This window comes from Amycolatopsis sp. NPDC051371 (assembly GCF_040682155.1).
Taxonomy (GTDB): domain Bacteria; phylum Actinomycetota; class Actinomycetes; order Mycobacteriales; family Pseudonocardiaceae; genus Amycolatopsis.
The window spans coordinates 250,018-272,926 of record NZ_JBFBAG010000004.1 but is presented as its reverse complement, the minus strand read 5'-3'; the positions used below and the strand labels follow the sequence as shown (position 1 = coordinate 272,926).

23 protein-coding genes and 1 pseudogene are annotated in these 22,909 nt (G+C 71.4%); 8 read left to right on the top strand and 16 right to left on the bottom strand.

Going from position 1 to position 22,909, the window contains the following annotated elements:
- Positions 1–9: 9 nt before the first annotated feature.
- The 8 genes from idi to AB0M59_RS07770 form a co-directional block, all read right to left on the bottom strand.
- Positions 10–573, bottom strand: a complete 564-nt coding sequence (gene idi, locus AB0M59_RS07805; RefSeq protein WP_364610397.1) for an isopentenyl-diphosphate Delta-isomerase — start codon at positions 571–573, stop codon at positions 10–12.
- 86 nt (positions 574–659) lie between these two features.
- Positions 660–1,493 (bottom strand): alpha/beta hydrolase, encoded by an 834-nt coding sequence (locus AB0M59_RS07800; RefSeq protein ID WP_364610394.1) that lies wholly within the window; start codon positions 1,491–1,493, stop codon positions 660–662.
- A 37-nt stretch (positions 1,494–1,530) separates the two neighbouring features.
- Complete coding sequence (locus AB0M59_RS07795) at positions 1,531–2,058, bottom strand: cysteine hydrolase (protein ID WP_364610391.1); 528 nt, start codon at positions 2,056–2,058, stop codon at positions 1,531–1,533.
- Positions 2,055–3,494, bottom strand: coding sequence for a cytosine permease (locus AB0M59_RS07790; protein WP_364610388.1), 1,440 nt, complete (start codon positions 3,492–3,494; stop codon positions 2,055–2,057). The genes AB0M59_RS07795 and AB0M59_RS07790 overlap by 4 nt, the downstream gene beginning before the upstream one ends.
- A gap of 16 nt (positions 3,495–3,510) precedes the next feature.
- Entirely contained in the window at positions 3,511–4,530 is a 1,020-nt protein-coding gene (locus AB0M59_RS07785; RefSeq protein WP_364610385.1) for an ADP-ribosylglycohydrolase family protein, read from the bottom strand.
- Positions 4,527–5,219: a GntR family transcriptional regulator gene (locus AB0M59_RS07780; RefSeq protein ID WP_364610382.1), complete on the bottom strand. Its 693-nt coding sequence runs from the start codon at positions 5,217–5,219 to the stop codon at positions 4,527–4,529. The genes AB0M59_RS07785 and AB0M59_RS07780 overlap by 4 nt, the downstream gene beginning before the upstream one ends.
- Before the next feature lie 32 nt (positions 5,220–5,251).
- Positions 5,252–5,911 carry a VC0807 family protein gene (locus AB0M59_RS07775; protein ID WP_364610379.1) on the bottom strand — a complete coding sequence of 220 codons (660 nt, stop codon included), beginning with the start codon at positions 5,909–5,911 and terminating at the stop codon, positions 5,252–5,254.
- 68 nt (positions 5,912–5,979) lie between these two features.
- Entirely contained in the window at positions 5,980–6,669 is a 690-nt protein-coding gene (locus AB0M59_RS07770) for a hypothetical protein (RefSeq protein ID WP_364610376.1), read from the bottom strand.
- Between the two features lie 221 nt (positions 6,670–6,890).
- Between AB0M59_RS07770 and AB0M59_RS07765 the strand changes: the two genes are divergently transcribed.
- Positions 6,891–7,292: a hypothetical protein gene (locus AB0M59_RS07765; RefSeq protein WP_364610373.1), complete on the top strand. Its 402-nt coding sequence runs from the start codon at positions 6,891–6,893 to the stop codon at positions 7,290–7,292.
- On the opposite strand, the gene dusB is transcribed toward AB0M59_RS07765, so the two are convergent.
- Both dusB and AB0M59_RS07755 read right to left on the bottom strand, forming a co-directional pair.
- Positions 7,213–8,352 carry a tRNA dihydrouridine synthase DusB gene (gene dusB, locus AB0M59_RS07760; protein WP_364610370.1) on the bottom strand — a complete coding sequence of 380 codons (1,140 nt, stop codon included), beginning with the start codon at positions 8,350–8,352 and terminating at the stop codon, positions 7,213–7,215. The two genes, AB0M59_RS07765 and dusB, sit on opposite strands and share 80 nt — an antisense overlap.
- A gap of 37 nt (positions 8,353–8,389) precedes the next feature.
- The gene (locus tag AB0M59_RS07755; protein ID WP_364610367.1) at positions 8,390–8,782 is read right to left on the bottom strand and encodes a hypothetical protein; all 393 of its coding nucleotides are present in this window, start codon (positions 8,780–8,782) and stop codon (positions 8,390–8,392) included.
- Positions 8,783–8,881: 99 nt separating this feature from the next.
- On the opposite strand from AB0M59_RS07755, the gene AB0M59_RS07750 reads away from it, so the two are divergent.
- Positions 8,882–9,844, top strand: a complete 963-nt coding sequence (locus AB0M59_RS07750) for a Gfo/Idh/MocA family oxidoreductase (RefSeq protein ID WP_364610364.1) — start codon at positions 8,882–8,884, stop codon at positions 9,842–9,844.
- Positions 9,845–9,889: 45 nt separating this feature from the next.
- A complete protein-coding gene (locus AB0M59_RS07745) occupies positions 9,890–11,725 on the top strand; it encodes a DUF2339 domain-containing protein (RefSeq protein ID WP_364610361.1) in 1,836 nt (611 codons plus the stop codon).
- Between the two features lie 153 nt (positions 11,726–11,878).
- Here AB0M59_RS07745 and AB0M59_RS07740 read toward each other — a convergent pair whose 3' ends face one another.
- Positions 11,879–12,493, bottom strand: a complete 615-nt coding sequence (locus AB0M59_RS07740) for a GNAT family N-acetyltransferase (RefSeq protein ID WP_364610358.1) — start codon at positions 12,491–12,493, stop codon at positions 11,879–11,881.
- Positions 12,490–13,017 (bottom strand): DinB family protein, encoded by a 528-nt coding sequence (locus tag AB0M59_RS07735; protein WP_364610355.1) that lies wholly within the window; start codon positions 13,015–13,017, stop codon positions 12,490–12,492. The genes AB0M59_RS07740 and AB0M59_RS07735 overlap by 4 nt, the downstream gene beginning before the upstream one ends.
- Before the next feature lie 56 nt (positions 13,018–13,073).
- On the opposite strand from AB0M59_RS07735, the gene AB0M59_RS07730 reads away from it, so the two are divergent.
- Both AB0M59_RS07730 and AB0M59_RS07725 read left to right on the top strand, forming a co-directional pair.
- Complete coding sequence (locus AB0M59_RS07730; protein WP_364610352.1) at positions 13,074–14,039, top strand: WYL domain-containing protein; 966 nt, start codon at positions 13,074–13,076, stop codon at positions 14,037–14,039.
- Positions 14,040–14,100: 61 nt separating this feature from the next.
- Positions 14,101–14,589: a DUF6328 family protein gene (locus AB0M59_RS07725; RefSeq protein ID WP_364610349.1), complete on the top strand. Its 489-nt coding sequence runs from the start codon at positions 14,101–14,103 to the stop codon at positions 14,587–14,589.
- Here the strand turns inward: AB0M59_RS07725 and AB0M59_RS07720 are convergent.
- Positions 14,565–14,957, bottom strand: a complete 393-nt coding sequence (locus tag AB0M59_RS07720; protein ID WP_364610346.1) for a VOC family protein — start codon at positions 14,955–14,957, stop codon at positions 14,565–14,567. The two genes, AB0M59_RS07725 and AB0M59_RS07720, sit on opposite strands and share 25 nt — an antisense overlap.
- A gap of 79 nt (positions 14,958–15,036) precedes the next feature.
- On the opposite strand from AB0M59_RS07720, the pseudogene AB0M59_RS07715 reads away from it, so the two are divergent.
- Together AB0M59_RS07715 and helR are read left to right on the top strand one after the other, a co-directional pair.
- Positions 15,037–16,454: pseudogene (locus tag AB0M59_RS07715) on the top strand (LamG-like jellyroll fold domain-containing protein).
- Between the two features lie 101 nt (positions 16,455–16,555).
- On the top strand, positions 16,556–18,760 hold the full coding sequence (gene helR, locus AB0M59_RS07710; protein WP_364610343.1) for an RNA polymerase recycling motor ATPase HelR: 2,205 nt from the start codon (positions 16,556–16,558) through the stop codon (positions 18,758–18,760).
- Positions 18,761–18,812: 52 nt separating this feature from the next.
- Here helR and AB0M59_RS07705 read toward each other — a convergent pair whose 3' ends face one another.
- Positions 18,813–19,289, bottom strand: coding sequence for an Lrp/AsnC family transcriptional regulator (locus AB0M59_RS07705; RefSeq protein ID WP_285477324.1), 477 nt, complete (start codon positions 19,287–19,289; stop codon positions 18,813–18,815).
- A gap of 192 nt (positions 19,290–19,481) precedes the next feature.
- Entirely contained in the window at positions 19,482–20,843 is a 1,362-nt protein-coding gene (locus tag AB0M59_RS07700; RefSeq protein WP_364610340.1) for an FAD-dependent monooxygenase, read from the bottom strand.
- A 63-nt stretch (positions 20,844–20,906) separates the two neighbouring features.
- Here AB0M59_RS07700 and AB0M59_RS07695 point away from each other — a divergent pair, with 63 nt between their 5' ends.
- A complete protein-coding gene (locus AB0M59_RS07695; protein ID WP_364610337.1) occupies positions 20,907–21,527 on the top strand; it encodes a TetR/AcrR family transcriptional regulator C-terminal domain-containing protein in 621 nt (206 codons plus the stop codon).
- On the opposite strand, the gene lysA is transcribed toward AB0M59_RS07695, so the two are convergent.
- Positions 21,505–22,848, bottom strand: a complete 1,344-nt coding sequence (lysA, locus tag AB0M59_RS07690) for a diaminopimelate decarboxylase (RefSeq protein WP_364610334.1) — start codon at positions 22,846–22,848, stop codon at positions 21,505–21,507. The two genes, AB0M59_RS07695 and lysA, sit on opposite strands and share 23 nt — an antisense overlap.
- Between the last annotated feature and the right edge of the window lie 61 nt (positions 22,849–22,909).

The following is a 22,909-nucleotide window of genomic DNA, read 5'->3' as shown; positions in this document are numbered from 1 at the left end:
GTTGTACCGTCAGAGTCCGGAGAACGGCTCGATGCCCTTGAGCTGCAAGAACTGATCCTTGGCCCAGTAACTCACATTAGCCGTCTTGTCGTCGAGTAGCTCTTGGTAGTCGGTCCAGGCGACCCAGCGCCAGCCGCCGACCTCGGCCGGGTTCGGCTCGGGCTCGGCGTCCGCCCACGCGGCGAAGACCGGGCAGAACTCGTTCTCGACGATCCCCTGGAACGGCGGCGTCCGGTACCGGTAGCTCGGCAGCACGCAGTGCAGGTCCGACAGCGACGGCAGCCCGATCTCGTAGGCCGCGCGCCGGCGGACGGCGTCCTCGAGGGACTCGCCGGGCGCGGGATGACCGCAGACGCTGTTCGTCCAGACCCCCGGCCAGACCTTCTTGTGCAGCGCGCGCTGGGTGATCAGCAGGGCGTTGTCGCTGCGCCGCAGGACGTAGCAGGAGAAGGCCAGGTGCAACCGGGTGTGCTCGTGGTGACTGGCCAGCTTCGGGCCGGTCTCGCCGGTGGGCACGCCGTCTTCGGTGACGAAGACGACCTGCTCGGTCTCGGGTTCGGTCGCGGTATCCACAAACCCAGTGAACACGACGGGCCGGACCGTCTCGTACCGCGAGCCGGGTGGGTTACCGGCGGTCCGCCCAGGCGGGTGACGGGCCGCTACCGCGCGTCGAGGTGCTCGACGAGGAGTGACGTGACGGCTTCCGGCGCCTCTTCCGGCACCCAGTGCGTGACGTCTTCGACCATTTCGAACCGGAAGGGCCCGGTGACCCAGTTCGCGGTGTCGAGCGCGGCGGTCGAGCCGAACGAAACGTCCTCGGTGCTCCAGATGTACAGCGTCGGCACGGAGATCTTGCCGATCTTCCCGCCCGGCCGGCCCGCGCGGTACCAGTTGAGGGCCGCGGTGAGCGCGCCCGGCTCGGTGAGCCGTCCGACGTAGTCGTCGATCTTGGACAGCGGGATCCGCCGCTCGAACATGTCCCGCAGCGCCCGGGCGTCGTTCTCCAGCATCTTGCGCTCGGTGACGCGGGTCTGCCGCCACTCGGTCATGTAGCGCGTCCGCAAGTACTGGTCTTCGTCGTTCTTCATGGCGTCGGCGAGCGCGGCGGGATGCGGCGTGGAGACGACGGCGAGACTGCGCAGGCGTTCGGGGTGCGCGTCGGCGGTCCACCACGCGACGGCGCCGCCCCAGTCGTGCCCGACGAGGTCGAACTTCGGCCAGCCCAGAGCTCCGGTGATCGCGACGACGTCGCCGACGAGGTGATCGATCGAGTAGTCGGTGGCCTGCTCGGGCCGCACATCGGGCGAGTAGCCCCGCTGATCCGGCGCGACGGCCCGGTAGCCGAGCACCCCGAGGGTGGCGACCTGGTGCTCCCACTCGACGGCGGCCTCGGGAAAGCCGTGCAGCAGCAGCACGGGCCGCCCGTCTTCGGGCCCGGCGGCGATGGCGTCGAAGGAACCGGCTTCCGTGGGGATGCTGATGTGGTCGATCACGAGGCCGAATCTACTTCGCCCGGTTGAACGTCCGGTGTCAGCCCAGCACCTCGTCCGTCGTGGCCACCTTCACCAACGGCCCGTACAGCCGCATGATGTCCAGTGCCTTCGCGTGGCTCGCGTCGTCCACGCCCGCGCACGCGTCGGACACCACCGTCACCGACACGCCCGCGTCCGCCGCCGCGAGCGCCGTCGAGAGCACGCAGCAGTCCGTCGACACGCCCGCCAGCACCAGCCGGGCGCCGCCCACGCGCGTCGCCAGGCGCGGGGTCCACTTGCCGAACGTTGTCGCGTCCACTGTGGACTTCGGCTCGAACTCGGAGATCACCTGGTACAGCGGCGCGTCCGGCGGCCGCAACGCGAACGGCCACTGCTCGTAGTACTGCTTCCACGCCCCCTCCGGACGCGAAGGCGCGATGAACCGCGTGAACACGACGTCGTCGCCGAACGCGTCCACCAAGCGGTGGATCGGCGGGAGCACCTCGGCGAAGCGCGGGGTGAACCACTCGCTCGCCGGGGTGGCGAACACGTTCTGCAGGTCGATGACCGCCAGGACCGACTTCACGCCGCCTCCTGCGCGCGGACACGTTGCCGCGTAAGCAAAGTGACGACGAAACCGAGCGCCAGTGCGAGCAGGACGCCGAGGTTCGCGTACGCCCACGAGCCGTCACGCCCGCCCAGCCCGAACGGCTCGAGGAGGTAGCCCTGCCACTGCAGCCAGCCCGCCGCGCTGTTCGTGACCAGGCCCCAGCCGAGCGCCGTCGCCACCAGCACGAGCGCGATCGGCCCCCACCTGACGTCGCCGTAGCGGCCGGCCGGGTCGAACAGGTCCGGCTCGGCGTAGTCGCGCCGGCGCAGCAGGACGTCCGCGAGCATCACGCCGCACCACGCCGCCACCGGCACGCCCAGCGTCACCAGGAAACCCTGGAACTGGCCGAGGAATTCGCCGCCGAAGAACACGATGTAGACCGTGCCGAGGATCATGAGCACGCCGTCGACCAGCGCCGCCACCGGCCGCCGCACGCGCAGCCCTGCCGACAGCAGCGCCAGCCCGGATGAGTAGATGTCCAGTACCGCGCCGCCGACCAGGCCGAGCACCGCGACGATCGCGAACGGCACCAGGAACCACAGCGGCAGCAACGTCGTCAGCGCGCCGATCGGGTCCTTCGCGATGGCACCGCTCAGCTCGGTGGACGAACCCGCCAGCAGCAGCCCGAAGACCAGCAGCACCAGCGGCGCCACCGACGCGCCGAACGTCGTCCAGCCGACCACGCCGCGGCTCGACGACGACCGCGGCAGGTAGCGCGAGTAGTCCGCGGCCGCGTTGACCCAGCCGAGGCCGAAGCCGGTCATCAGGAACACCAGCGCGCCGACCCACTGCTGCGCCGAGCCGGACGGCAGCGCGCTGACGGCTTCCCAGTGGACGTCGCCGACGACCAGGACGACGTAGACGACCGTGAGCACGCCGGTGATCCAGGTGATCCACGTCTGCAGCTTCATGATCGCGTCGAAGCCGAGCACGCCGGCCGCGACGGTCAGCGCGGCGACGACGACCAGGGCGATCACCTTCGTCGGAGTCCCGCCGCCCCAGCCGAGCCGTTCGAAGACCGTCGACGTGGCGAGCGTCGCCAGCGCGGTCAGCACGGTTTCCCAGCCGACCGTGAGCAGCCACGAGATCGCCGACGGCAGCCGGTTGCCCCGGACGCCGAAGGCCGCGCGCGAGAGCAGCATCGTCGGCGCCGACCCGCGTTTGCCCGCGATCGCGATGAACCCGCACAGCAGGAACGAGAACAGGATGCCGACGACGCCGGCGACCAGCGCCTGCCAGAAGGAGATGCCGAAACCGAGGGTGAACGAGCCGTAGCTCAGCCCCAGCACCGACACGTTCGCGCCGAACCACGGCCAGAACAGCTGCCGCGGCCGGCCGCGGCGCTCGGCGTCGTCGATCACGTCGAGGCCGTTGGTCTCCACCTTGAGCTTCCGGGTGCCCGCTTCGGTCATGGCCCGTCCCCTGTGGTCAGTAGGTGGTCCGACTCTGCCCGGTCCGGCGGCGCAAGGCGAGCAGTTCGTCGACGAGCGGCCCGAATTCGAGGCGATTCACCGAAAGCACCGTCTCGACGACGTCGGGGCGGAAGGCGCCCACGCCGTGCGCGGCGCCGAGCATCGCCCCGCAGATCGCGGCGACGGTGTCGGTGTCGCCGCCCAGCCCGGCGGCCAGGCGCAGCGCCGCCGGCGGGTCGTCGCCCATGGCCTCGGCCAGCGCGAACGCCGCCACGACGGACTCCTGCGACGCGACCGACGTGCCGATCACCCGGGCGACCGCGTCGGCGACGGCGGCCGGCGCCATGCCGCGCACCCAGCCGCGGGCCCACTGGATCCGGGCGGCGATCTCCCCGCCGGGCGCCCAGTGCCCGCGTTCCCCGCCGACGACGGCCGCGCGCTCGCCGGCGTCGAGCGCTTCGGGCAGGCTCGCGCCCTCGACCCCGGCGGACACGGTGGCCGCGACCGCGGCGGCGGACGCGATGCCGAGGCTGGTGTTGTGCGTGACGCGCGCGGTCGCGGCGACGGCGTCGACCAGCGTGTGGAGGTCTTCGGAGGGGGTCGCGATGCCGACCGGCGTGACGCGCATGGCGGCGCCGTTGGTCGTCCCGGTGCGGCCGGCTTCTTCGGCCGGGACGCCGTCCTGGAGGCGCGCGAGGGCGCGTTTCGTCGAGGGACCGAGGAGGTCCGCGGAGCCGCGGCGGACCATGTCCGCCTCCCAGATCAGCAGGGCGTCGGCGAAGACGCGCGGCTCGACGGTGCCGCGGCCGTCGATGAGCAGCCGGGCCAGCAGGACGGCCTGCTCGGTGTCGTCGGTGACCGACCCGGCGGGCATCGATGGCGCGATCGGCTGTTCGGCGACGGCGCTGAGCAGGCCGGTGACCGGCCCGTAGGCGGCGGCGATGGCGGCGCGGGACATGGACTGCGTCGGCATGCCGAGCGCGTCGCCGACGGCGAGCCCGGTGAACGCGCCGAGCGCCCGGTCCCGCGCGTTCACCGGTGTCCGAAGGTGAGGTGGAACTGGAACCGGTCCGGGTCCAGCAGGCTGACGACCCGCTCGACGAGCCGGCCTTCGACGTCGACCGAAGTGCGTTCGGCGCGGAGGAAGAGCTCGCCGACGTCGCGGCCGAGGAGCTCGGCGTCGGCGGCGTCGAGGCGTTCGGTGCTGATCCACTGGTCGCCGCCGACGGAGATCCGCCCGGCGGCTTCGAGGGTCTTGGTGAGGGAGCCGTCCCGCAGGCCGGTCTCGGGGAGGTCGGCGAGCGGGCCGTCGGCGCAGACGGTGGCGGTCTCGAGCGAGACGCCGCGGTCGTGCTCCCGCCGCAGCCGCCGCACGGCGACGTAGGTCTTCTCGCCGAACTCTTCTTCGAGCGCCCGGTCTTCGACGGTCTCGATGCCGAGGAGCTGAGTGGTGACGGGCGCCCCGGCGTCGGCGAGGGCGCGGGCCCAGCCGAGCCGCTGGTCGAGCTGGACGCCGTCGAAGGTGACGAACGACCCGACGCCGGCCTGGGTGGAGATCAGCTCGAGCTGCTGGAGCTCGGAGAGGGCGCTGCGGACGGTCCCGCGGCTGACCTGGTACTGCTCGGCCAGCTGGTTCTCGCCCGGGAGACGCTCACCGTGGGCGAGCCGACCCGAGCGGATCAGGTCGGAGAGGTCGCCGACGAGCTGCTGCCGCTTGCTGTACATGTACACACCTGTACACGCTGCGTTCGTGCTGGTCAAGCGGCGACGAGCTGCTTGACGTCGGCTTCGGCTTCCCAGGCCACCATCTCGCCGGCTTCCTTGGCAGCCGCGCCGGCGATCAGCATGATCACCGCGAACGAGCCGACGAAGATGACCGTGCTCAGCCACACCATGGTCGCGATGGGCAGCGTGAAGGCGCCGATCACGCGGGCGGCGCTCTCGACCACGAACCCGACACCCCAGATGAAGCTGCTGCGGCGCAGCACGGTGGCGAACCTTCCGTTGTTCCGCAGGCGGTCCCACGCGGCTTCGTGGTCGGCCTTGCCGTGCGTGAGGAACGGGCGCAGGGCCTTCGTCATGATCGGCTGCGCGGTGAACGCGGAGATCAGGATGACGACCCCGGTGATCCCGCTCCCGATCGAGTCCTTGGCGATCATCATGCGGGCGTCCCCGGAGACGAAGGTCAGCAGCATCCCGACGACGTTGGTCACGAGGACGACGAGCGCGAGTCCGTTGAGGGTGCGGTGCTTGGCGAACTGGAACAGCGTCCGGGCGAGCGGGAAGACCCCGGAGAGGGCGAGCGCGGTGAAGTCGCTCGCGCCGAGCGAGTGGAGTCCGTAGTAGACGCCGAGCGGGACGGCGATCTCCACGCCGAGCGTCTGGATCAGGGAACCGAGGCCGTTGTTGTTCGTCATGCTGAAAGCTTGTCGCGGCGCGGGGTTTCACAGAGATGCGATTCGCCACGACTTGGCCCTGACAACTGTCACGGCCTCAGTGCGGCGAACTCCGCGAGATCGGTGGCGTCGGCCCAGAGCTGTTCGAACCGGCTCTGGTGGAAGCTCACCAGCTTGGGTGCGTCTTCGCGGATGCCACCCAACTGGTTGTCGGTCGATCCGGAGAACGCCATGTACATCACGTCGTCATCGACGATGCAGACGCTCATCGGCTCCACCGGCTGGCACCGTGTGTCGATCACGCGAACGTGGTAGCGCGGGTGCTTGGCCACCTGATCGGCCTGCTCTGCGCACCAGTCGGCGATGGCGTCGTTCGACACCCCGATGAGTCGTCGCACGGTGCCCTTCTTCCGGGCGAAAGCGAGAATCTCCTGAAAATAGGCTGCAGACTCCCGGCTGGTGAGCCGGCTCGGCGGCACCGTACGGAAATAGGTGGCCCGTACTTCCCTTTCCGCACGCTGGACTGCGTTCTTCAGCGAACGGTAGAACTCTTCATCGGTGGCCAGGAAGATCTCGGTGTGGCCGATCTGCCCGACCGCGAGCCGGGTGTCGCGGACCTGACGCAGCAGGAAGAAAAGCGCCGCGAACATCGCGGATGTGAGCCCCTTGTCGAGAACCGGGAAAATGTCCTTCAAGGCGGCGAGCAGAACGCACGCCGCCAAGAAGATCGTGAGCACGGTCTCCTCGATCTTGTCGGTTCCGACGCGAAACGAGGCCATGGCTTTCCTCCGGCTTGGGCGAACGGCTGAGGTCGCAGCCCGAAGTCCGGGAAATGGGGTGTTCTGTTACGACGGGTGCCGGGCCGACACCGAATCGTGCTCAGTCGCCGGAGTGCGTGTCTTCCGCCTCGGGGACGTCGTCCGGCGCGGTCAGGCGCCACGATCGGGGGATGACAGTTGTCACGACCTCACGTTCGGCACGGCCCCGTCGTCGTACGGGTATGGCGACTTTCCTGCGCATCACGATCGGCCTGCAGACCTTGGCCGTGTTCCTCGCACCGGTCACCGCCGGCCTGCTGTTGACCACGCCGAACGGGCATTCGCTGCACAGCGCTTCGGCGTACACGATCTTCGTCGTGGCGGTGGTGCACGTGGTGGCCGCGGTCCTGGCGTGGCGGCCGGGCGGTGGCCCACCCCGGCCGATCGTCTCCGCGACCGTGTTCCTCGGGCTGGTGCTGGCGCAGGTGGCGCTGGGCATCGCGCACGTGACGGTCGTGCACGTCCCGCTGGGGGTGCTGCTGTTCGGCTTCAGTCTTCTGCAGCTCAGCCGCCGGAGTGCATGTCTTCCGCCTCCGGAACGCAGTCGTCGTCCGGGTCGTTCAGCCAGCCGTGCGGCAGCGTGACCTTGCCCGGTGAGCCCTGACGTCCGCGTGGGCCGTCGGCGTTGTCGGGGAACGGGGCGTCGTGGTCGAGGCGGCCGATCAGGTCGTCGAGTTCGGTCAGGCTGGACACCATCGCGAAGCCGCGGCGCAGCTCGGAGCCGACCGGGAAGTTCATGAAGTACCAGGCCATGTGCTTGCGCAGGTCGCGCAGGGCCTTGGTGGCGCCGTCGTGCTCGATGAGCAGCTCGGCGTGCCGGCGCAGGACGCGCGACACCTCGCCCAGGTTCGGCGGCGTGGGCAGCTCGCGTCCGGCGAAGGCGGCTTCGAGCTCGCCGAACAGCCACGGCCGCCCGAGGCAGCCGCGGCCGACGACGACGCCGTCGCAGCCGGTCTCGTCGACCATGCGCAGCGCGTCGGCGGCGCTGAAGATGTCGCCGTTGCCGAGCACCGGGATGCTGGTGACGGCTTCCTTCAGCTCTGCGATCTTGGTCCAGTCGGCCTGGCCGGAGTAGCGCTGGGCGGCGGTGCGCGCGTGCAGGCTGACGGCGGCCGCGCCCTCGGCTTCGGCGATGCGGCCGGCGTCGAGGAACGTGCGGTGGTCGTCGTCGATGCCGATGCGGAACTTGACCGTGAACGGCACGTCCCCCGCCGCGCGAGCCGACTCCCGGACGATCGCTTCGAACAGCTTCCGCTTGTACGGCAGCGCCGCCCCGCCGCCCTTGCGAGTCACCTTCGCGACGGGACAACCGAAGTTGGAGTCGACGTGGTCCGCGAGCCCCTCGCCGACGATGATCCGCACGGCTTCGGCCATGGTCTTCGGGTCGACGCCGTAGAGCTGCATGGACCGGGGCTTTTCGTCGGCGCCGAAGGTCATCATGTGCATGGTGCCGGGGTGCCGTTCGACGACGGCGCGGGCGGTGATCATTTCGCACACGTAGATGCCGGCGCCGTACTCGGCGCACAGCTGCCGGAAGGCGACGTTGGTGATGCCGGCCATCGGAGCGAGCACGACGGGAGGATCGACCTGGTAGGGGCCGATCTTCAGGGCGGGCTTGCTCAGGGTGGCGGTCACGTCCTCCATTGTCGCTTGTGGTGTCGATCACGTCGACCAGGGGCGGTCAAGCGACGAGGTCGTCCCAGCGGACCAGGATCGCCGTGGCCAGGAGGCCGGCCACGATGATCTTGACCAGGATCAGCCCGGTGCTCGCCCCGGTCGTCGACGTGAAGTCCAGCAGCACGCTCGCCACGAATGCCGCCGCGAGCACCTGCGCGCCCCACCGACGGCGGAAGCCGAGCGCGACGACCGCCACCAGCTGGATCGCCGTCGCGAACACCGAGAGGACGAACCACGGCGACGGCTCGCCGCCGTGGGTGAGGCCGCCCGCCAGCACCCTGATCGCGGCGATCAGGAGCACCAGCGTGCCCAGGCCGAAGACGACCAGCATCACCGGCAGGAAGATCCGGCCGGCGCCGACGGGCGTGGCGCGTTCGGGAACACGGCGACGGGGCACGGCGAGCCTCCGCTCGACTCGGGAACCCCCACCGTGCCCGACCGCGCGGCGGACCTCCACCGTGCTTTTGCCGCCGCCGGTTGCCCGTAGGGTTCGGGCATGACCGACAAGCCCCTGCGCTGGGGAATCATGGGGACCGGCGGCATCGCCGGCGCCTTCGCGGAAGACCTCAAGCTCACCGACTCCGGCGTTGTCGCCGCGGTCGGGTCGCGCACGGCCGAGAGTGCCGACGCCTTCGCCGAGCAGCGGGGCATCCCCACCCGGCACGGCAGCTACGAAGCCCTCGCGAACGACCCCGACGTCGACATCGTCTACGTCGCCACCCCGCACCCCCTGCACCACGGCAACGCGCGGCTCGCGCTCGAGGCCGGCAAGCCCGTGCTGGTCGAGAAGCCGTTCACGATGAACGCCGAAGAGGCGCGTGACCTGGTCGCGCTCGCCCGTGAACGCGATCTCTTCCTCATGGAAGCCATGTGGACGCGCTTCCTGCCGCACATCCGGCACGTCCGCGAGCTGCTGCCGAGCCTCGGCGACGTCGTCACCGTCACCGCCGACCACGGCCAGTGGTTCGCCGAAGATCCCGCCTTCCGGCTGTTCGCCCCCGAGCTCGGCGGTGGCGCCCTGCTCGACCTGGGCATCTACCCGGTTTCGTTCGCGTCGATGGTCCTCGGCACGCCCGACCGCGTCGTCGCCATGGTGACCCCGGCGTTCACCGGCGTCGACGCTCAGACGTCGATGCTGTTCGGCTACGCGAGCGGGGCGCAGGCCGTGCTGAGCTGCACGTTGAGCGCGGTTTCGCCGACCACGGCCTCGATCGTCGGCACCGCTGGACGCATCGAGATCGACGGCCCGTTCTACGCGCCCGCGTCCTTCACGCTCATCCCGCGCGAAGGCGAGCGAAGCCGCTTCGAGTACCTCGACGAGGGCCGTGGCCTGCGGCACCAGGCCGACGAAGTGGCGCGGCTGCTGGCCGCCGGCGAGACGGAGAGCGCGCTCATGCCGCTCGACGAAACCGTCTCGATCATGACGACCATGGACCGGGTACTCAGCACGGTTGAGTAGTGCTACGGATCCGCCGGAGGCCCCTTGTGGGTGACTCTGTCCGGTATGACCACCGAGGCAGATGTGCTCCTCCGGCTCGCCGGCGAGATCGACGACCTGGGGCGTCGTCTCGCCGTGGTGGGCTCCGAACTCCGGTCCGTGCGCGCCGAACAGCCGAAACCGGCTGAGCAGCCCCAGCAGGCTGAGCAGCCCCAACCCCAGCCGCACCAGACGCCGCCGCAGCCACCGCAAGCGCAGCAGCAGCCCTGGCCCCAGCCGCCGCAGCAGCAGATGCCGCCGCCGTGGCCGCACAACCCCTGGCAGCCGCCCCAGCAGCACTACGTCCCGCCGCCCTCGCCTTACCTGCCCGCCCCGCCGCGTCAGACGCTCGGCGAAAAGCTCGGCAAGGAGGGCGCGGGCAGCCGGGTCCTGGCCTGGGTCGGCGGGGCCGTGACGCTGCTCGGCGTCGTCCTGCTGCTGGTGCTGGCCGTCCAGCGGGGCTGGCTCGGGCCGCTGCCGCGCGTGCTCGTCGGCGCCGCCTTCGGGCTCGCGCTGACCGGTGCCGGCGTCTGGCTGCACCGCAAGCCCGCCGGCCGCACCGGGGCGTTCGCCCTCGCGTGGACCGGCATCGCGACGCTCTACCTGGACGCCGTCGCCGCGACGTCGCTCTACGACTTCCTGCCGGTGCTCGCCGGGCTCGCCGCGGGCCTGGCGATCGCCGTCGGCGGGCTGCTCGTGGCGCTGCGCTGGGAGTCGCCGCTGCTGGCTTCCGTCGTCGTCGTGGGCTGCGTGGTGTGCGCGCCGATGATCACCCGCGGGTTCACCGCCGAGCTCGTCGCCTTCCTGCTGATGGTCCAGCTCGCGACGGCGCCGGTGCAGCTGCGCCGCGACTGGTCGTCGCTGACGCTCGCCGCCGGCGTGCCGCCGCTGTTCGCCTCCGTCATCAGCACCGCGGTGGCGCACGACAGCCGGGCTAACACCGCCGCGGCGCTCGGCGCGGGTGCCGTCGGTGTCGTGCTCGCGCTGATCGTGCTGCGCCGCCGCGAAAACGACCCCGCCGCGCTGTCCGTGCTGGCGACGGCGGTCGTGCCGACGCTGGTCGCGGCCCTGCTCCTGCCCAAGGTCCAGGCCGTGCCCGTCGCGGCCGGCGCCGGCGTCGTCCTCCTGGCCGTCTGGGCGACGCGCCGCTGGTGGCCGGGGCTCGCCGGGCAGCTGGCCGGGCTCGCCGGGCTGCTGGCGATCCTGCAGGCGACCGTCACGCAGTTCGACGGCGCGGCCCGCGCGGCGGTGCTGCTCGGCGAGGCGCTGCTGCTCGTGGTGGCCGCGGTCGGCGGGCGCAACAAGTTCGCGCTCGGGGCCGCGCTCGGCTTCGCGACGATCGGCGGCCTGATCGGCGTGTTCTTCGACGTCACGCCCGCTTTGCTGATGGTGCACCGGATCCGGCCGGCCGGCGACGTCGCCGGCGCGCTCGCGGTCGCCTTGCTGCTCCTCGCGGTTTCGGTGGCGCTGCCGTGGGCGGCGGTGCGGCTGGCGGTCTTCCGCGGGCCGGCCGACGACCTGCCGATCTGGCTCGTCGCCGGGGTTTCCGCGCTCTACGGCGCCGCCGGGGTCGTGCTGTGCGGGTCGCTGCTGGCCGTCCCCGGCCGCACCGGCTTCCTCCTCGGCCACGCGCTGATCACGGTGTCCTGGACGATCGCGGCGCTCGTGCTGCTGCTGCGCGGGATCGGCGTCGTCGGGCTGCGCGTGAGCGGGCTGGTCCTGGTCGGCGCCGCGGTGCTCAAGCTGGTGCTGTTCGACCTGGCGGCGCTGGACGGCCTGGCGCGGGTCGGTGCGTTCCTCGGCGCGGGGCTGGTCCTGCTCGCGGCCGGGACGCGGTACGCCCGGCTCGTCGCTTCCCGCTGACGCCGGAGAATTGTCGGTGCCCTGTGGTTACCTGGATCACAAGACCGACGACCAGGGGTAAGTCCGGACCGTCCTACGCCGCCATCGGGTTCGAGACGCCGGCTACTCCGACCGCATCCGCGTGGTGCCCGAGCGTTCCTGGGGGTTCCGAGTTCAGTCCACTGTAGACAATTCGACGCGCATGACGACGCGCCGCGGAGTGGGATGGCTGACCTCCTCGAAGCCCGCGTCGGCGAACACCTGGCGCGCGCCCACGTGCAGCTCGCCCCACGTGATCTCCTTGCCCGGCTGGGTGATCATCGGATACGCCTCGAGCGCGCGGGCCCCGCGTTCGCGGGCGAAGCCGATCGTGGCGCGGGCGAGCGGGTAGGTGAGGCCGCGGCCGCGGAAGCCCTTGCGGACGGCGAAGCAGGTCACCGCCCAGACGCCGTCGTCGTCCTTGTCCTCGCCGCGGCCGGTCCACGGGACGCGCGTGCCGCGCAGCTTGGGGTAGGCGGTCCGCGGCTCGACGGCGACCCAGCCGGCCGGTTCGCCGCCGACGTAGGCCACGAGCCCGCTCGTGGGGGCGCCCGGCTCGCCGCAGGCGGTCTGGGTCCGCAGCATGGCGGTGCGCTGCTCCTGCGTGGAGTCGCGCCAGATCCAGCCGGCGACCTTGAACCGCTGGCACTGGCAGCGGCCCGGGTAGTCGGCGGTCCCGAAGACCGCGGCGACGTCGTCCCACGAGGCCTCGTTGGCGGGGACGACGGTGACGTCTTCGGCCGCCGTCACGCCGGCGCGTCCTCGCCCACCAGGCCGTCCACGGCTTCGCGGAGCAGGTCGGCGTGGCCGGTGTGGCGCGCGTACTCCTCGATCATGTCCGCGATGATCCGCCGCAGGTTGGGGGTTCGCCCGTCGGGCCAGGTGAAGCTGCCCGGCCGGCCGGCGTCACCCTCGGCCAGGGCGGCGGCGACCATCGCGCGTGACCGGGCGACCGCGGAATCCCAGAGGGCGTACAGCTCGGCCGGGCGGTCGCCGGCCGCCGTCTCCCACTCCGAGCCGGGTTCGGCGGCATCCCACGGCGGTCCGATCGGCTCGCCGCGCAGCTTGACGGCGAACCAGTCGGCCTCGACGAAGGCGAGGTGCTTGAGCAGGCCGCCCAGCGTCATCGTGCTCGCCGCCGTCGTGGCGCGGAGCTGATCGGCGTCCAGGCCCCCGCACTTCCAGGCGAAGGTGCGCCGGATGCGGTCGAGCGAGCTGAGCAGGGTCGCGATCTCGTCGCCGTCCACCACGAACGGCGCGTAGGAGTCGGTCATGGCCGCGGAGCCTAGGATCCATTCCGGACGATCCACTTCCGGAATCGAGGATTCCCATGGCGGACGACACGAGCCCGACGGCGCGGGCCTTGCGCACCCTCGAGCTCCTCCAAGCAGGTCCGGGCATCACGGCCGACCGGCTCGCCGGCAAGCTCGGCGTTTCCGAACGCGCCGCCCGGCGCTACGTCGGCATCCTGCGCGAGGCCGGCATCCCGGTCGTCTCCGTCCGCGGGCCCTACGGCGGCTACCGGGTCGGGCGCGGCCTGCGGCTGCCCCCGCTGACGTTCAGCCCCGCCGAGGCCCTCGGCCTGGTCATGGCCGTGCTCGACGGCCACCACGACGCCGGCGATCCCGCCACGCTGGTCGGCGGCGCGCTCGGCAAGATCGTGCAGGCCCTCCCCGAGCCGGTCGCCGCGCAGGCCGAGGCCGTCCGGCGGACCGCCGCGCCCGCGCCGGACGCCGCCGCCGCGCGGCCCGACCCCGACACCACCGCCGCCCTCGTGCACGCCTGCGCCGAGCACCGGCGCATCCGGCTCGGCTATCGCTCGGAGGCCGGCGGCGAGTGGACCGGCGACGTCGACCCGTGGGCCGTCGTCGTCCGCCACGGCCGCTGGTACCTGCTGTGCCGCAAGCATCCGAAGGGCGTGCGCCGGGCGTACCGGATCGACCGGGTCCGCGGCGTCGACATCCTGGACGACACCTTCGAGCCACCGCGGGACCTCGACCCGGTCGCCGTGGTCGAGGACCACCTCGCCGTCGGCTGGGAGTACGACGTCGAGGTCGTCATCGACGCGCCCCTCGAGCGGGTGGGCCCGTGCCTGCCGCGCGCCGTCGGGCGGCTCGAGCGCGTCGACGACGAGACGACCCGCTTGACCGGCAGCACCAGCAATCCCGCGTGGTACGCCGAGCAGCTCGCCCGGATCCCGGCGCCCTTCCGGATCGTGCGGTGTCCCGAAGTGCGGCAGGCCGCCCGCGCTCTCGGGCAGCGACTGCTGGCCGCCACCGAAAGTCCGCACTCCTGAGCGGAACGCAACCTTCGTTTCCCAGCGGGTGGACGCCAGAGAGTCCAAGTATCGTTTTTCCGTGGCGGAACACACCGGCGAGACCCGCAACGAGCAGCTGACCCGCAACGTCGGCGAGCTGCTGCAGGAGCTGCGCGTCGCCCAGGCCGGCGTGCAGATCCTCTTCGGCTTCCTGCTTTCGGTCGTGTTCACCGACCGGTTCCACGACGCCAGCGGGTTCGAGAAGTCGCTGCACCTGTCCGCGGTGGCGCTCGCGGTGGCGGCGACGGCGCTGCTGACCGCGCCCGCGGCGTGGCACCGGCTGCTGTTCCGCACGGGCAGCCGGGAGCGGATCCTGACCGTCGGCAACAAGCTGGTGCTGGTCGGCCTGGTCTGCTTGGCCCTGGCGATCACGTCGACGGTCGCGCTGATCGCGAAGGTGGTCTACGGCGAGATCGCCATGATCGTCATGGCCGTGTTGTGCGTGCTGCTCTTCGGGATCCTCTGGTTCGTCATGCCGCTGCGGCTGAACCCGGAGAACGGCGATCAGCCGACGGGACCGCCCAAGTAGAGCGTGTCCTCCTGGACGAAGCAGAGCGGGTTGCCGAACGGGTCGTCCGCGTAGAAGGACCGTTCGCCCCAGAACTGGGTTTCGATCGTTTCGTCCATCCAGCGCGGCCCGGCGGCACGCACCCGCTGGAACGTCTCGTCGACGTCGTCGACCGCGAGGTAGACGATCCGCGGGTCCCGCTGCGGCCGCGGTTCGCGGTGTTCGAGCGGCGCCTCGACGCAGGCGAGCACCACTGCGCCGCAGGTGAAGTAGTGCCGGTTGACCGCGATCCGCTCGCCGGGGTGGCCGAGGACCTGGCGGTAGAACGCGTCCGCGATTTCGATGTCGTCGACGGGCTGGATCAGCCGGAAGACCCGCGGTCCACTCATGCGGGCACAGTACCGCTGTTCATTTCGAGTTCGTCGGCAGTTGCCGGGGCGGTCGGGCGGCGCCCGTAGCTTCCGGCGCGTGACTGACACCTCTCGCCGGACCTTCCTCCTGGGCGCGGGCGCCGCCGCCGCGGCGACCCTGCCGGCCGTCGCCCTCGGCGCGCCCGCCAACGCCGCCGAAGCGCCGGGCTACCACCGCCCCGACGCCGAAGATCCGCGCTTCACGCTCGTGGTCATGCCGGACACGCAATACCTGTTCGACGAGGACCGCGGCGACGCGGCCCCGCTGGACGCCTCGCTGCGCTACGTCCTCGACGAGTCGGACGACAACGTTGTCTTCCTCGCCCACCTCGGAGATCTGACGCAGAACGGCCGCGTGGACGAGTTCTCGCGCATCAGCAAGTCGTTCCAGGCCCTCGACCGCCGCCGGTTCCCGTACAGCACCCTCGCCGGCAACCACGACATCGACGGCTCGAAGGACGACCAGCGCGGCCCGTCGCCGTACCTCGACGCTTTCGGCCCGCGGCGCCAGCGCAACTCGCCGACGTTCAAGGGCGCGTCCAAGGACGGCTACAACACTTACCACGTCTTCCGCGGCGGTGGCCGCGAGTGGCTGTTGCTCGCCCTGGACTGGCGGCCCTGGTCTGGGCCGACGACGACCACCAGGCCCAGTTCTCGACGTTCGGCGAGCTCGTCTGGAAGGAGCTGGTCGACGGCAACGACCAGATCTTCCTGACGCTCAACGGCCACTACTGGCCGACCGGGCGCACGGTCCGCAAGAACGCCGCCGGCCACGACGTCCCCGTCCACCTCGCGAACTACCAGGACTGCTACTACGGCGGCAGCGCGATGGTCCGGCTCTACCAGTTCGACCTCGCGCGCGGCGTCGTCGACGTCCGGACGTTCTCGCCGCGGCAGCCGTCGCGGGGCAGCCTGCGGTTCGACGGCGGGCGCGACCCGAGCCGCGGCGCGTACCTGCGCACGGTCGACCAGGCGCCGATAAACAAGCTGAAGTTCGAGCGCGGCTACACCGTCGAGGCGTTCTTCTGGCTGCCGGACAACTTCAAGGACGGCCACCACGGCTGGTGCGGCCTGTTCGCCCGGCAGGGCAGCGGCGCCGCCGCGGGCAAGACCGGCGACGACCCGAAAGAGTCGGCCGCCACACTGTCCCTTTCGGACGGTGGGGAACTGCAGTGGGCGGTGTTCCCGCTGAACCAGGACCGGATCTCGACGAACTGGGGCCACGAGCTGCCGGTCGAGAAGTGGTGGCACGTCGCGGTGGTCAACGACGGCCGGCGCACGACGGTGTACGTCGACGGCTGCCCGGTGGTGCGGAACCCGGCCACGCCGGCGGTCGGGCTCGCGAACCCGGGCGGCTCGTGGCTGGTCGGCGCGTCGTCTTACGACGGGAAGGTCGACCGCAGCTTCGCCGGGCTGCTGGGTGACGTGCGCGTGGTGGACCGGCCGCTGAGCACGCGGGAATTCATGCTCGGATAGGGGTCTTGACAGCGGGTGGACAATAAAAAATCGACGTGCCGTCCGAGACAAACAGGAAGACCCATCGAATGTAGCTTCAGTCTAGCCGCTGTGAGGGGAATTTGTCAAACCAGGGGTACGACGAGGAATTGCGAGCCGAGCGCGCGTACATCAGCGAGCTGTACGCGCGTCTCGACCGCGAACGTGACGAGGCGCGCGCCCGCTACCGCTCCGCACTCGGGGAACCGGGGACCACGCTGGTGGAGCGGGACGCGGACGTGCGCATCCGGGCCCGGGAGACGGTCCGGTTGAACGTCGCCGACAACGGGCTGTGCTTCGGCCGCTTGGACGCCCTTTCGGGCGAAACGGAGTACATCGGCCGGATCGGTCTCTTCGACGGCGAAAACGACTACGAGCCCCTTCTGCTGGATTGGCGGGCGCCGGCGGCGCGGCCGTTCTACGTCGCCACCGCGGCGACGCCGGAAAACATGCGCCGCCGCCGTCAGTTCCACACGCTGGGGCGAAAGGTCGTCGATTTCACCGACGAAATCCTCGGCCGTCCCGGTGCCGGCGAACGCGGGGACGCGGCGCTGCTCGCGGCCGTCAACGCACCGCGTGGCGACGGCATGCGGGACATCGTCGCGACGATCCAGGCCGAGCAGGACGAGATCATCCGGCTCGGCCATTCCGGGGTGCTGGTCGTCGAGGGCGGGCCGGGCACCGGGAAGACCGCCGTCGCGCTGCACCGCGTCGCGTACCTCCTCTACACGCAGCGCGAACGGATGTCGCGCAGCGGCGTGCTGGTGGTCGGCCCGAGCCCGCTGTTCCTCGAGCACATCGGCCGCGTGCTGCCCTCGCTCGGCGAGTCGGACGTCGTCTTCCTGACCACCGGCGGCCTCGTCCCCGGCCTGCGGGTCACCGCCGAAGACGAGCCGGCGGTGGCGAAGCTCAAGGGATCGCTGAAGATCCTCGACGTGCTGACCGCGGCGGTCGCCGACCGGCAGCAGGTGCCCGAGGAACCGGTGCCGGTCGAGCTGGCCGACGTCACCGTGGCGCTCGACGCCGGCATCGTGGACGAGGCCCGGCTCGAAGCCCGCCGGTCCGGGCTGCCGCACAACGAGGCCCGCGCGGTCTTCCGCGAGCAGGTCGTGGCGATCCTGGCCGAGCGGGCCGTGGCGGAGATCGGCGAGGGCTGGCTGACCCGGGAGGACCGCGGGGCGTGGGCCGACCTGCGCACCGACGTCCTCGACGAGCTGGCCGAACACGAAGATCTCGACACCGCGCTCGCCGCTTTGTGGCCGGAGCTGACGCCGGAGACGCTGCTGGCTCCGTTGTACATGTCACCCCGCCGGCTCGAGGCCGCCGGCGCCGATCCGGCGCTGTTCCGCGCGGACGGCGCGGCCTGGACGGTGTCGGACGTGCCGCTGCTCGACGAGCTGGCCGGCCTGCTCGGCCGGGACGACTCCGCCGAACGGGCCGCGGCCCGCCGTCAGGCGGAGGAGGACGCGGAGTACGCCGAAGGCGTCATGGACCTCATCAAGCTGGACCGCGAGGAACAGGACGAGGACCTCGGCCTGGTCGCCACCGACCTGCTCTACGCCGAGGACCTGGCCGGCCGGTTCGCCGAGCGCGACACCCGCGACCTCGCCGAGCGTGCGGCCGAGGACCGCGACTGGACGTACGGGCACGTCGTCGTCGACGAGGCGCAGGAACTGTCCGAAATGGACTGGCAGGCGCTGATGCGGCGGTGTCCGAGCCGCTCGTTCACGATCGTCGGCGACCTGGCGCAACGCCGCAGCGCGGCCGGGGCGACGGCGTGGGGATCGGTGCTGGCGCCGTACGTCGCCGACCGGTGGGTGTACCGGGAGCTGACCGTGAACTACCGGACCCCGGCGGAGATCATGACCGTCGCCGGCGCGCTGCTCGCGGAGTTCGCGCCGGCCGCGCGGCCGCCGGAATCCGTGCGCGCGTGCGGGATCCGGCCGTGGTCCCGGCACGTCGCGGACGGCGATCTGCCGGCCGCCATCGACGATTTCGCCCGGGACGAGGCCGGCCGCGAAGGCACCAGCGTCGTCATCGGCCCGCCCGGCGTGCCGGGCACGGTGCCGGCGTCGGCGACCAAGGGCCTGGAGTTCGACGCCGTTCTCGTCGTCGAACCCGGGCGCATCCTGGCCGACGGCGCCCGCGGCGCGGCCGAGCTGTACGTCGCGCTCACCCGCGCCACGCAGCGCCTCGGGGTGCTGCACCGGGATCCGCTCCCGGCGGCGCTGGCCGGGCTCGCCGAAGCGGGCGTGCCCGCGCGGGCCGGCCATCGGCGGTTCCTGTAGCGGCTCGTGAGTGAGAAACAGTGTTCTAACGCTGTTTCTCACTCACGACGGGCTACGCCGTGAGCCGGCCCCAGGCGTAGTTCTGCTTGGCCAGCTTGAGGTAGACGAACAGCTCGGTCCCGGACACGCCGTCGATCTTGCGGATCTCCTCGCCCAGCACTTCGAGCATGTGGTCGTCGTCCCGGCAGACGAGTTCGGCCAGCAGGTCGTAGCGCCCGGCGCACAACACGACGTAGTGCACGTTCGGCAGTTCGGACAGCTTGTCGGCGACCGCGCGCGGATCAGCGCCGTCGACGCTGATCCCGACCATCGCCTGCCTCGTGAGATCGACGTTGGCCGGGTCGGTCACCGCGACGATCTGCATGAGGTCGTCGCGCAGGAGCCGTTGCACCCGCTGGCGGACGGCTCCTTCGGAAAGCCCGACCGCCTTGGCGAGCGCGGTGAACGAGGCCCGGCCGTCTTGTTGCAGCAGGGCGATCAGCGATCTGTCCGTGTTGTCCAGTCCGCGCGCACGTGAATCTTCACCCATGCCGTCCCTCCCTGTGTTTCGGCATGTGATTTGTCAAGTGCGCAGCGTATCGAGACCTGACCAGAAAGCGAGACCCCTGCGTCAGCTTCACGTGATCCGGCGCCAGGATCGTGATTTGCCGAGGAATCGGTGGCTGTGGAGGAAATTCACGAGTCATTCCGAGGCGGTTTCCGGCCCCTGCTCATAGCCGATCTAGAACCAGGTGTCCAGGGCGACCTCGAGCGGGCCTTCGCCGGCCCAGGCGATGATGCCGTCGGGCCGGAGTAACAGCGGACCGGTGTTCGTCACAGGGACGACGTCGACGCGCGGATCGGCCCGGTGCTCCGCCGTCAGCAGGAGGCCGCGGCCGGTGCGAGTGTGTTCGTGCAGCCGGGACGTGCGGCCGGTGCCGTCGACGAGTTCGAGGTCCGGACAGTGCTCGCCGGCCGGTGCCGGTGCAGCGTAAGGGAATTCGTAGCGCTCACGGACGCCGGACAGGAGGTCCGCGAAGTACCGGTTCGCCTCCGGGAGGTCCAGCACTTCGCCGACGATCTCCCGCAGCGCGTCGACGTGCGGGCCGGGCGCCAGCAACGCCGACTGTGCGCGCGTGTTGCGCAGCACCGCTTCGCCGGCTGGGTGCCTTTCGCGCGTGTACGTGTCGAGGAACGCTTCGGGCTTGTCGCCGCGGAGGACGGCGCCGAGCTTCCAGCCGAGGTTCGCCGCGTCGGGAATGCCGAGGTTGAGGCCCTGACCGCCGCTCGGCGAGTGTACGTGCGCGGCGTCGCCGGCGAGGAAGACGCGGCCGCGGCGGTAGTCGGCGGCCTGCCTGGCCTGGTCGCCGAACCGCCGTTCCTCCCGGAACTCCTCGACGACGACGTCCGCGCCGGTGATCCGCCGGATGCTCGCGGCGAACTCGGCCGCGGTGACCGGCTCCGGGCCCGCCGCGGGTTCGGTGATCCCGACCATGCTGCCGCCGTGGAGGAACGTGCCGCCGGGGTACCGTCCGGCCGGCGGGACGTCCCCGGCGAACCGTGCCTGCCCGGCGATCGTGCGCAGCAGCGCGGGCGTGCCGGGGAAGGCGAAGCCGGCCAGCCTGCGGACGGTGCTGTGGCCACCGTCGCAGCCGACCACGTACCGGGCACGCCAGGTCTTGCCGGCGGTTATCGTGACACCGTCCACATCGGATTCCAGCGCGGTGACTTCCTGCCCCCGCAGCACTTGGATGCCCGCGGCGTGCTTCGCGAGGACGCGTTCCAGCTCGGGTTGCCAGATGTTGGTCCGCGGTCTCCCGGTGTCCGGGGTGATCTTGAAGATGTTCGCGAAGTGGCCTCGGGTGCTGCCGTGGTCGCGGGCGAGGTCTTTCGTGCCTTCGACGTCGGCCTCGGCGAGCTGGTCGCCGAGGCCGCGCCGCCGGAGCGCTTCGGTCGCCAGCGCGCCCAGACCGCGTGACTTCGGTTCTTCGGAAGGGGTTTCCAGCCGCTCCAGGACCAGGGGCTCGGCGCCCGCCAGCTTGAGCTCCGCCGCGAGGAACAGGCCCACCGGGCCCGCGCCCACGACGATCACGTCGGCATCCATGTCTTCTCCTTAACTTGTTAAGGGTGATAGTGTCCTTAACTAGTTAAGGCGTCAAGGAGGACCATGCCGCTGGAAGTCGGCGACGCGGTGCGCGTCGCGCTGAAACTGCTGGAAGACGAGGGTCTCGACAAGCTCACCGTGCGGCGGCTGGCCACCGAGCTGGGCGTCAAGGCACCCGCGTTGTACTGGCACTTCCGGAGCAAGCGCGCCCTGCTCGACCACATGACGGACGCGATCGTCGCGCCGGTCGTCGCCGGGCTGCCGTCCGGTGGGCCGTGGCTCGCCTGGCTCGAAGACGCGGGCTTCGCGCTGCACACGGCGTTGCTCGCGCACCGCGACGGCGCCCGCGTCGCGCTGGGCGCCGACCTCACCGTGGCCCGCGCGCTCGGCGACCTCGCCGAGCGCGCGGTCGGGGTGCTGCACGACGCGGGCTTCCCGCTCGGCGAGGCCACCCGCGCGGCCGGGGTGCTGGTGCACTTCGTGCTCGGCCGGGCCGTCGAGGCGCAGACGCGGCTGCCCCCTTCAGAAGAGGCGGCGGTGATCGCGGCCGAGACCTTCCCGTTCCCGCTGATGGCCCGTGGCCTGCGCGAACGTGCCGGCTCGACGGTCGAGGACGACTTCCGGTACGCGCTGGGCGTGCTGCTCGCCGGGCTCGAAGCGGTTAGCCGAGGTCGCGGCGGCTGAGGTCCTCTTCGGTTTCGCGACGCACCAGCAGCGTCGCGACGCCGTCCTTGACGCCGACCAGCGGCGGCCGCCCGACCTGGTTGTAGTTCGACGCCAGCGAGTGGTGGTACGCGCCGGTGCACGGCACGGCCAGGAGGTCGCCGGCGTGCAGGTCGCCGGGCAGGTTGATGCCGTCGGCGAGGACATCGCCGGATTCGCAGTGCCGGCCGACGACGGTCATGGGGACGCGCTGCGCTTTCGATCGCCGCCCGACCAGGCGCGTCGTGTAGCGCGCGCCGTAGAGCGACGGCCGCGCGTTGTCGCTCATGCCGCCGTCGACCGCGACGAACGTGCGGCTGCCGCGCTTGACCGCGCACACGCGGTACACCGTGATCCCGGCCGGCCCGACGAGCGCCCGGCCCGGCTCGATCGTCAAGCGTGGCAAGGGAAAGTCGTGCGCCGCGCATTCATAGGCGAGCGCCACGCGCAGACGTCGCGAGTAGCCACCGAGGTCGAACGCGGGCTCGCCGCCGACGTACGGCACCGCGTGCCCGCCGCCGAGGTCGAGCTCCCGCAGCGTGACGCCGTGGGTGTCGCGGATCCGGACGAGCACCTCGGCCATCCGGCGCGCGGCGGCCTCGTAGCGGTCGACGCGGGAGACCTGGGAGCCGATGTGGCAGTGCAGACCGATGAGCCGCAACCCGGGTTGGTCTCGCACGGCCTTCACGGCCGCGTCGACGTTGTCCGGCACGCCCTCGAGCAGCGAAAAGCCGAACTTCTGGCCCTCGGTGCCGGTGCTGATGGCCGCGTGCGCGCCGGCCGCGACGCCCGGCGTCACGCGGATCATCACCTGCTGCGCGCCGTGGGCGAGCGCGCCGAGCTGCTCGATCTCGTCCAGCGAGTCGGCCACGATCCGGCGGACGCCGTACGCGAGTGCGGCCTTCAGGTCTTCGGGCGTCTTCGCGTTGCCGTGCAGCAACATGCGCTCCGCCGGGAAGCCGACTCCGCGGGCGACGGCGATCTCGCCCGCGGAGCAGGTGTCGAGCGACAACCCCTCTTCGGCGACCCAACGCAGCACCGACCGCGTACACAGCGCCTTGCTCGCGTACGCGATTTCGGCGTCCGGCAACGCGCGGCGGTACTCGCGCGCCGTGTCGCGGACCTGCTGTTCGTCGATGAGGTAGGACGGCGTCCCGAAGCGGGCGGCGAGGTGGCTGACCGGCGTGCCGGCGAAGAGGAGTTCGCCGTCTTCGCCGAGTCGGGTGCTTCGCGGCCAGACTCCTGGCTCGAGGTGGTCGGCGGCTTCGCAGCCGAGGCTGGGAAGAAGCTCGCTGAGCGTCACGGGTGCCTCCGGGCATCACGGCGGATCGGACCCCGTCAGGACACCGCTCTTCGTGCCTCCG

Bases quoted from the DNA above. Each gene is read 5' to 3' on its own strand.
- AB0M59_RS07700 (WP_364610340.1), bottom strand. From the start codon at position 20,843: ATGGATGCCGACGTGATCGTCGTGGGCGCGGGCCCGGTGGGCCTGTTC.
- AB0M59_RS07730 (WP_364610352.1), top strand. From the start codon at position 13,074: ATGGCGGACGACACGAGCCCGACGGCGCGGGCCTTGCGCACCCTCGAG.
- AB0M59_RS07745 (WP_364610361.1), top strand. From the start codon at position 9,890: ATGACCACCGAGGCAGATGTGCTCCTCCGGCTCGCCGGCGAGATCGAC.
- AB0M59_RS07770 (WP_364610376.1), bottom strand. From the start codon at position 6,669: ATGGCCTCGTTTCGCGTCGGAACCGACAAGATCGAGGAGACCGTGCTC.
- dusB (WP_364610370.1), bottom strand. From the start codon at position 8,352: ATGGAGGACGTGACCGCCACCCTGAGCAAGCCCGCCCTGAAGATCGGC.
- AB0M59_RS07705 (WP_285477324.1), bottom strand. From the start codon at position 19,289: ATGGGTGAAGATTCACGTGCGCGCGGACTGGACAACACGGACAGATCG.
- AB0M59_RS07735 (WP_364610355.1), bottom strand. From the start codon at position 13,017: ATGACCGACTCCTACGCGCCGTTCGTGGTGGACGGCGACGAGATCGCG.
- AB0M59_RS07780 (WP_364610382.1), bottom strand. From the start codon at position 5,219: ATGTACAGCAAGCGGCAGCAGCTCGTCGGCGACCTCTCCGACCTGATC.
- AB0M59_RS07695 (WP_364610337.1), top strand. From the start codon at position 20,907: ATGCCGCTGGAAGTCGGCGACGCGGTGCGCGTCGCGCTGAAACTGCTG.
- AB0M59_RS07765 (WP_364610373.1), top strand. From the start codon at position 6,891: ATGGCGACTTTCCTGCGCATCACGATCGGCCTGCAGACCTTGGCCGTG.
- AB0M59_RS07720 (WP_364610346.1), bottom strand. From the start codon at position 14,957: ATGAGTGGACCGCGGGTCTTCCGGCTGATCCAGCCCGTCGACGACATC.
- AB0M59_RS07775 (WP_364610379.1), bottom strand. From the start codon at position 5,911: ATGACGAACAACAACGGCCTCGGTTCCCTGATCCAGACGCTCGGCGTG.
- AB0M59_RS07750 (WP_364610364.1), top strand. From the start codon at position 8,882: ATGACCGACAAGCCCCTGCGCTGGGGAATCATGGGGACCGGCGGCATC.
- AB0M59_RS07790 (WP_364610388.1), bottom strand. From the start codon at position 3,494: ATGACCGAAGCGGGCACCCGGAAGCTCAAGGTGGAGACCAACGGCCTC.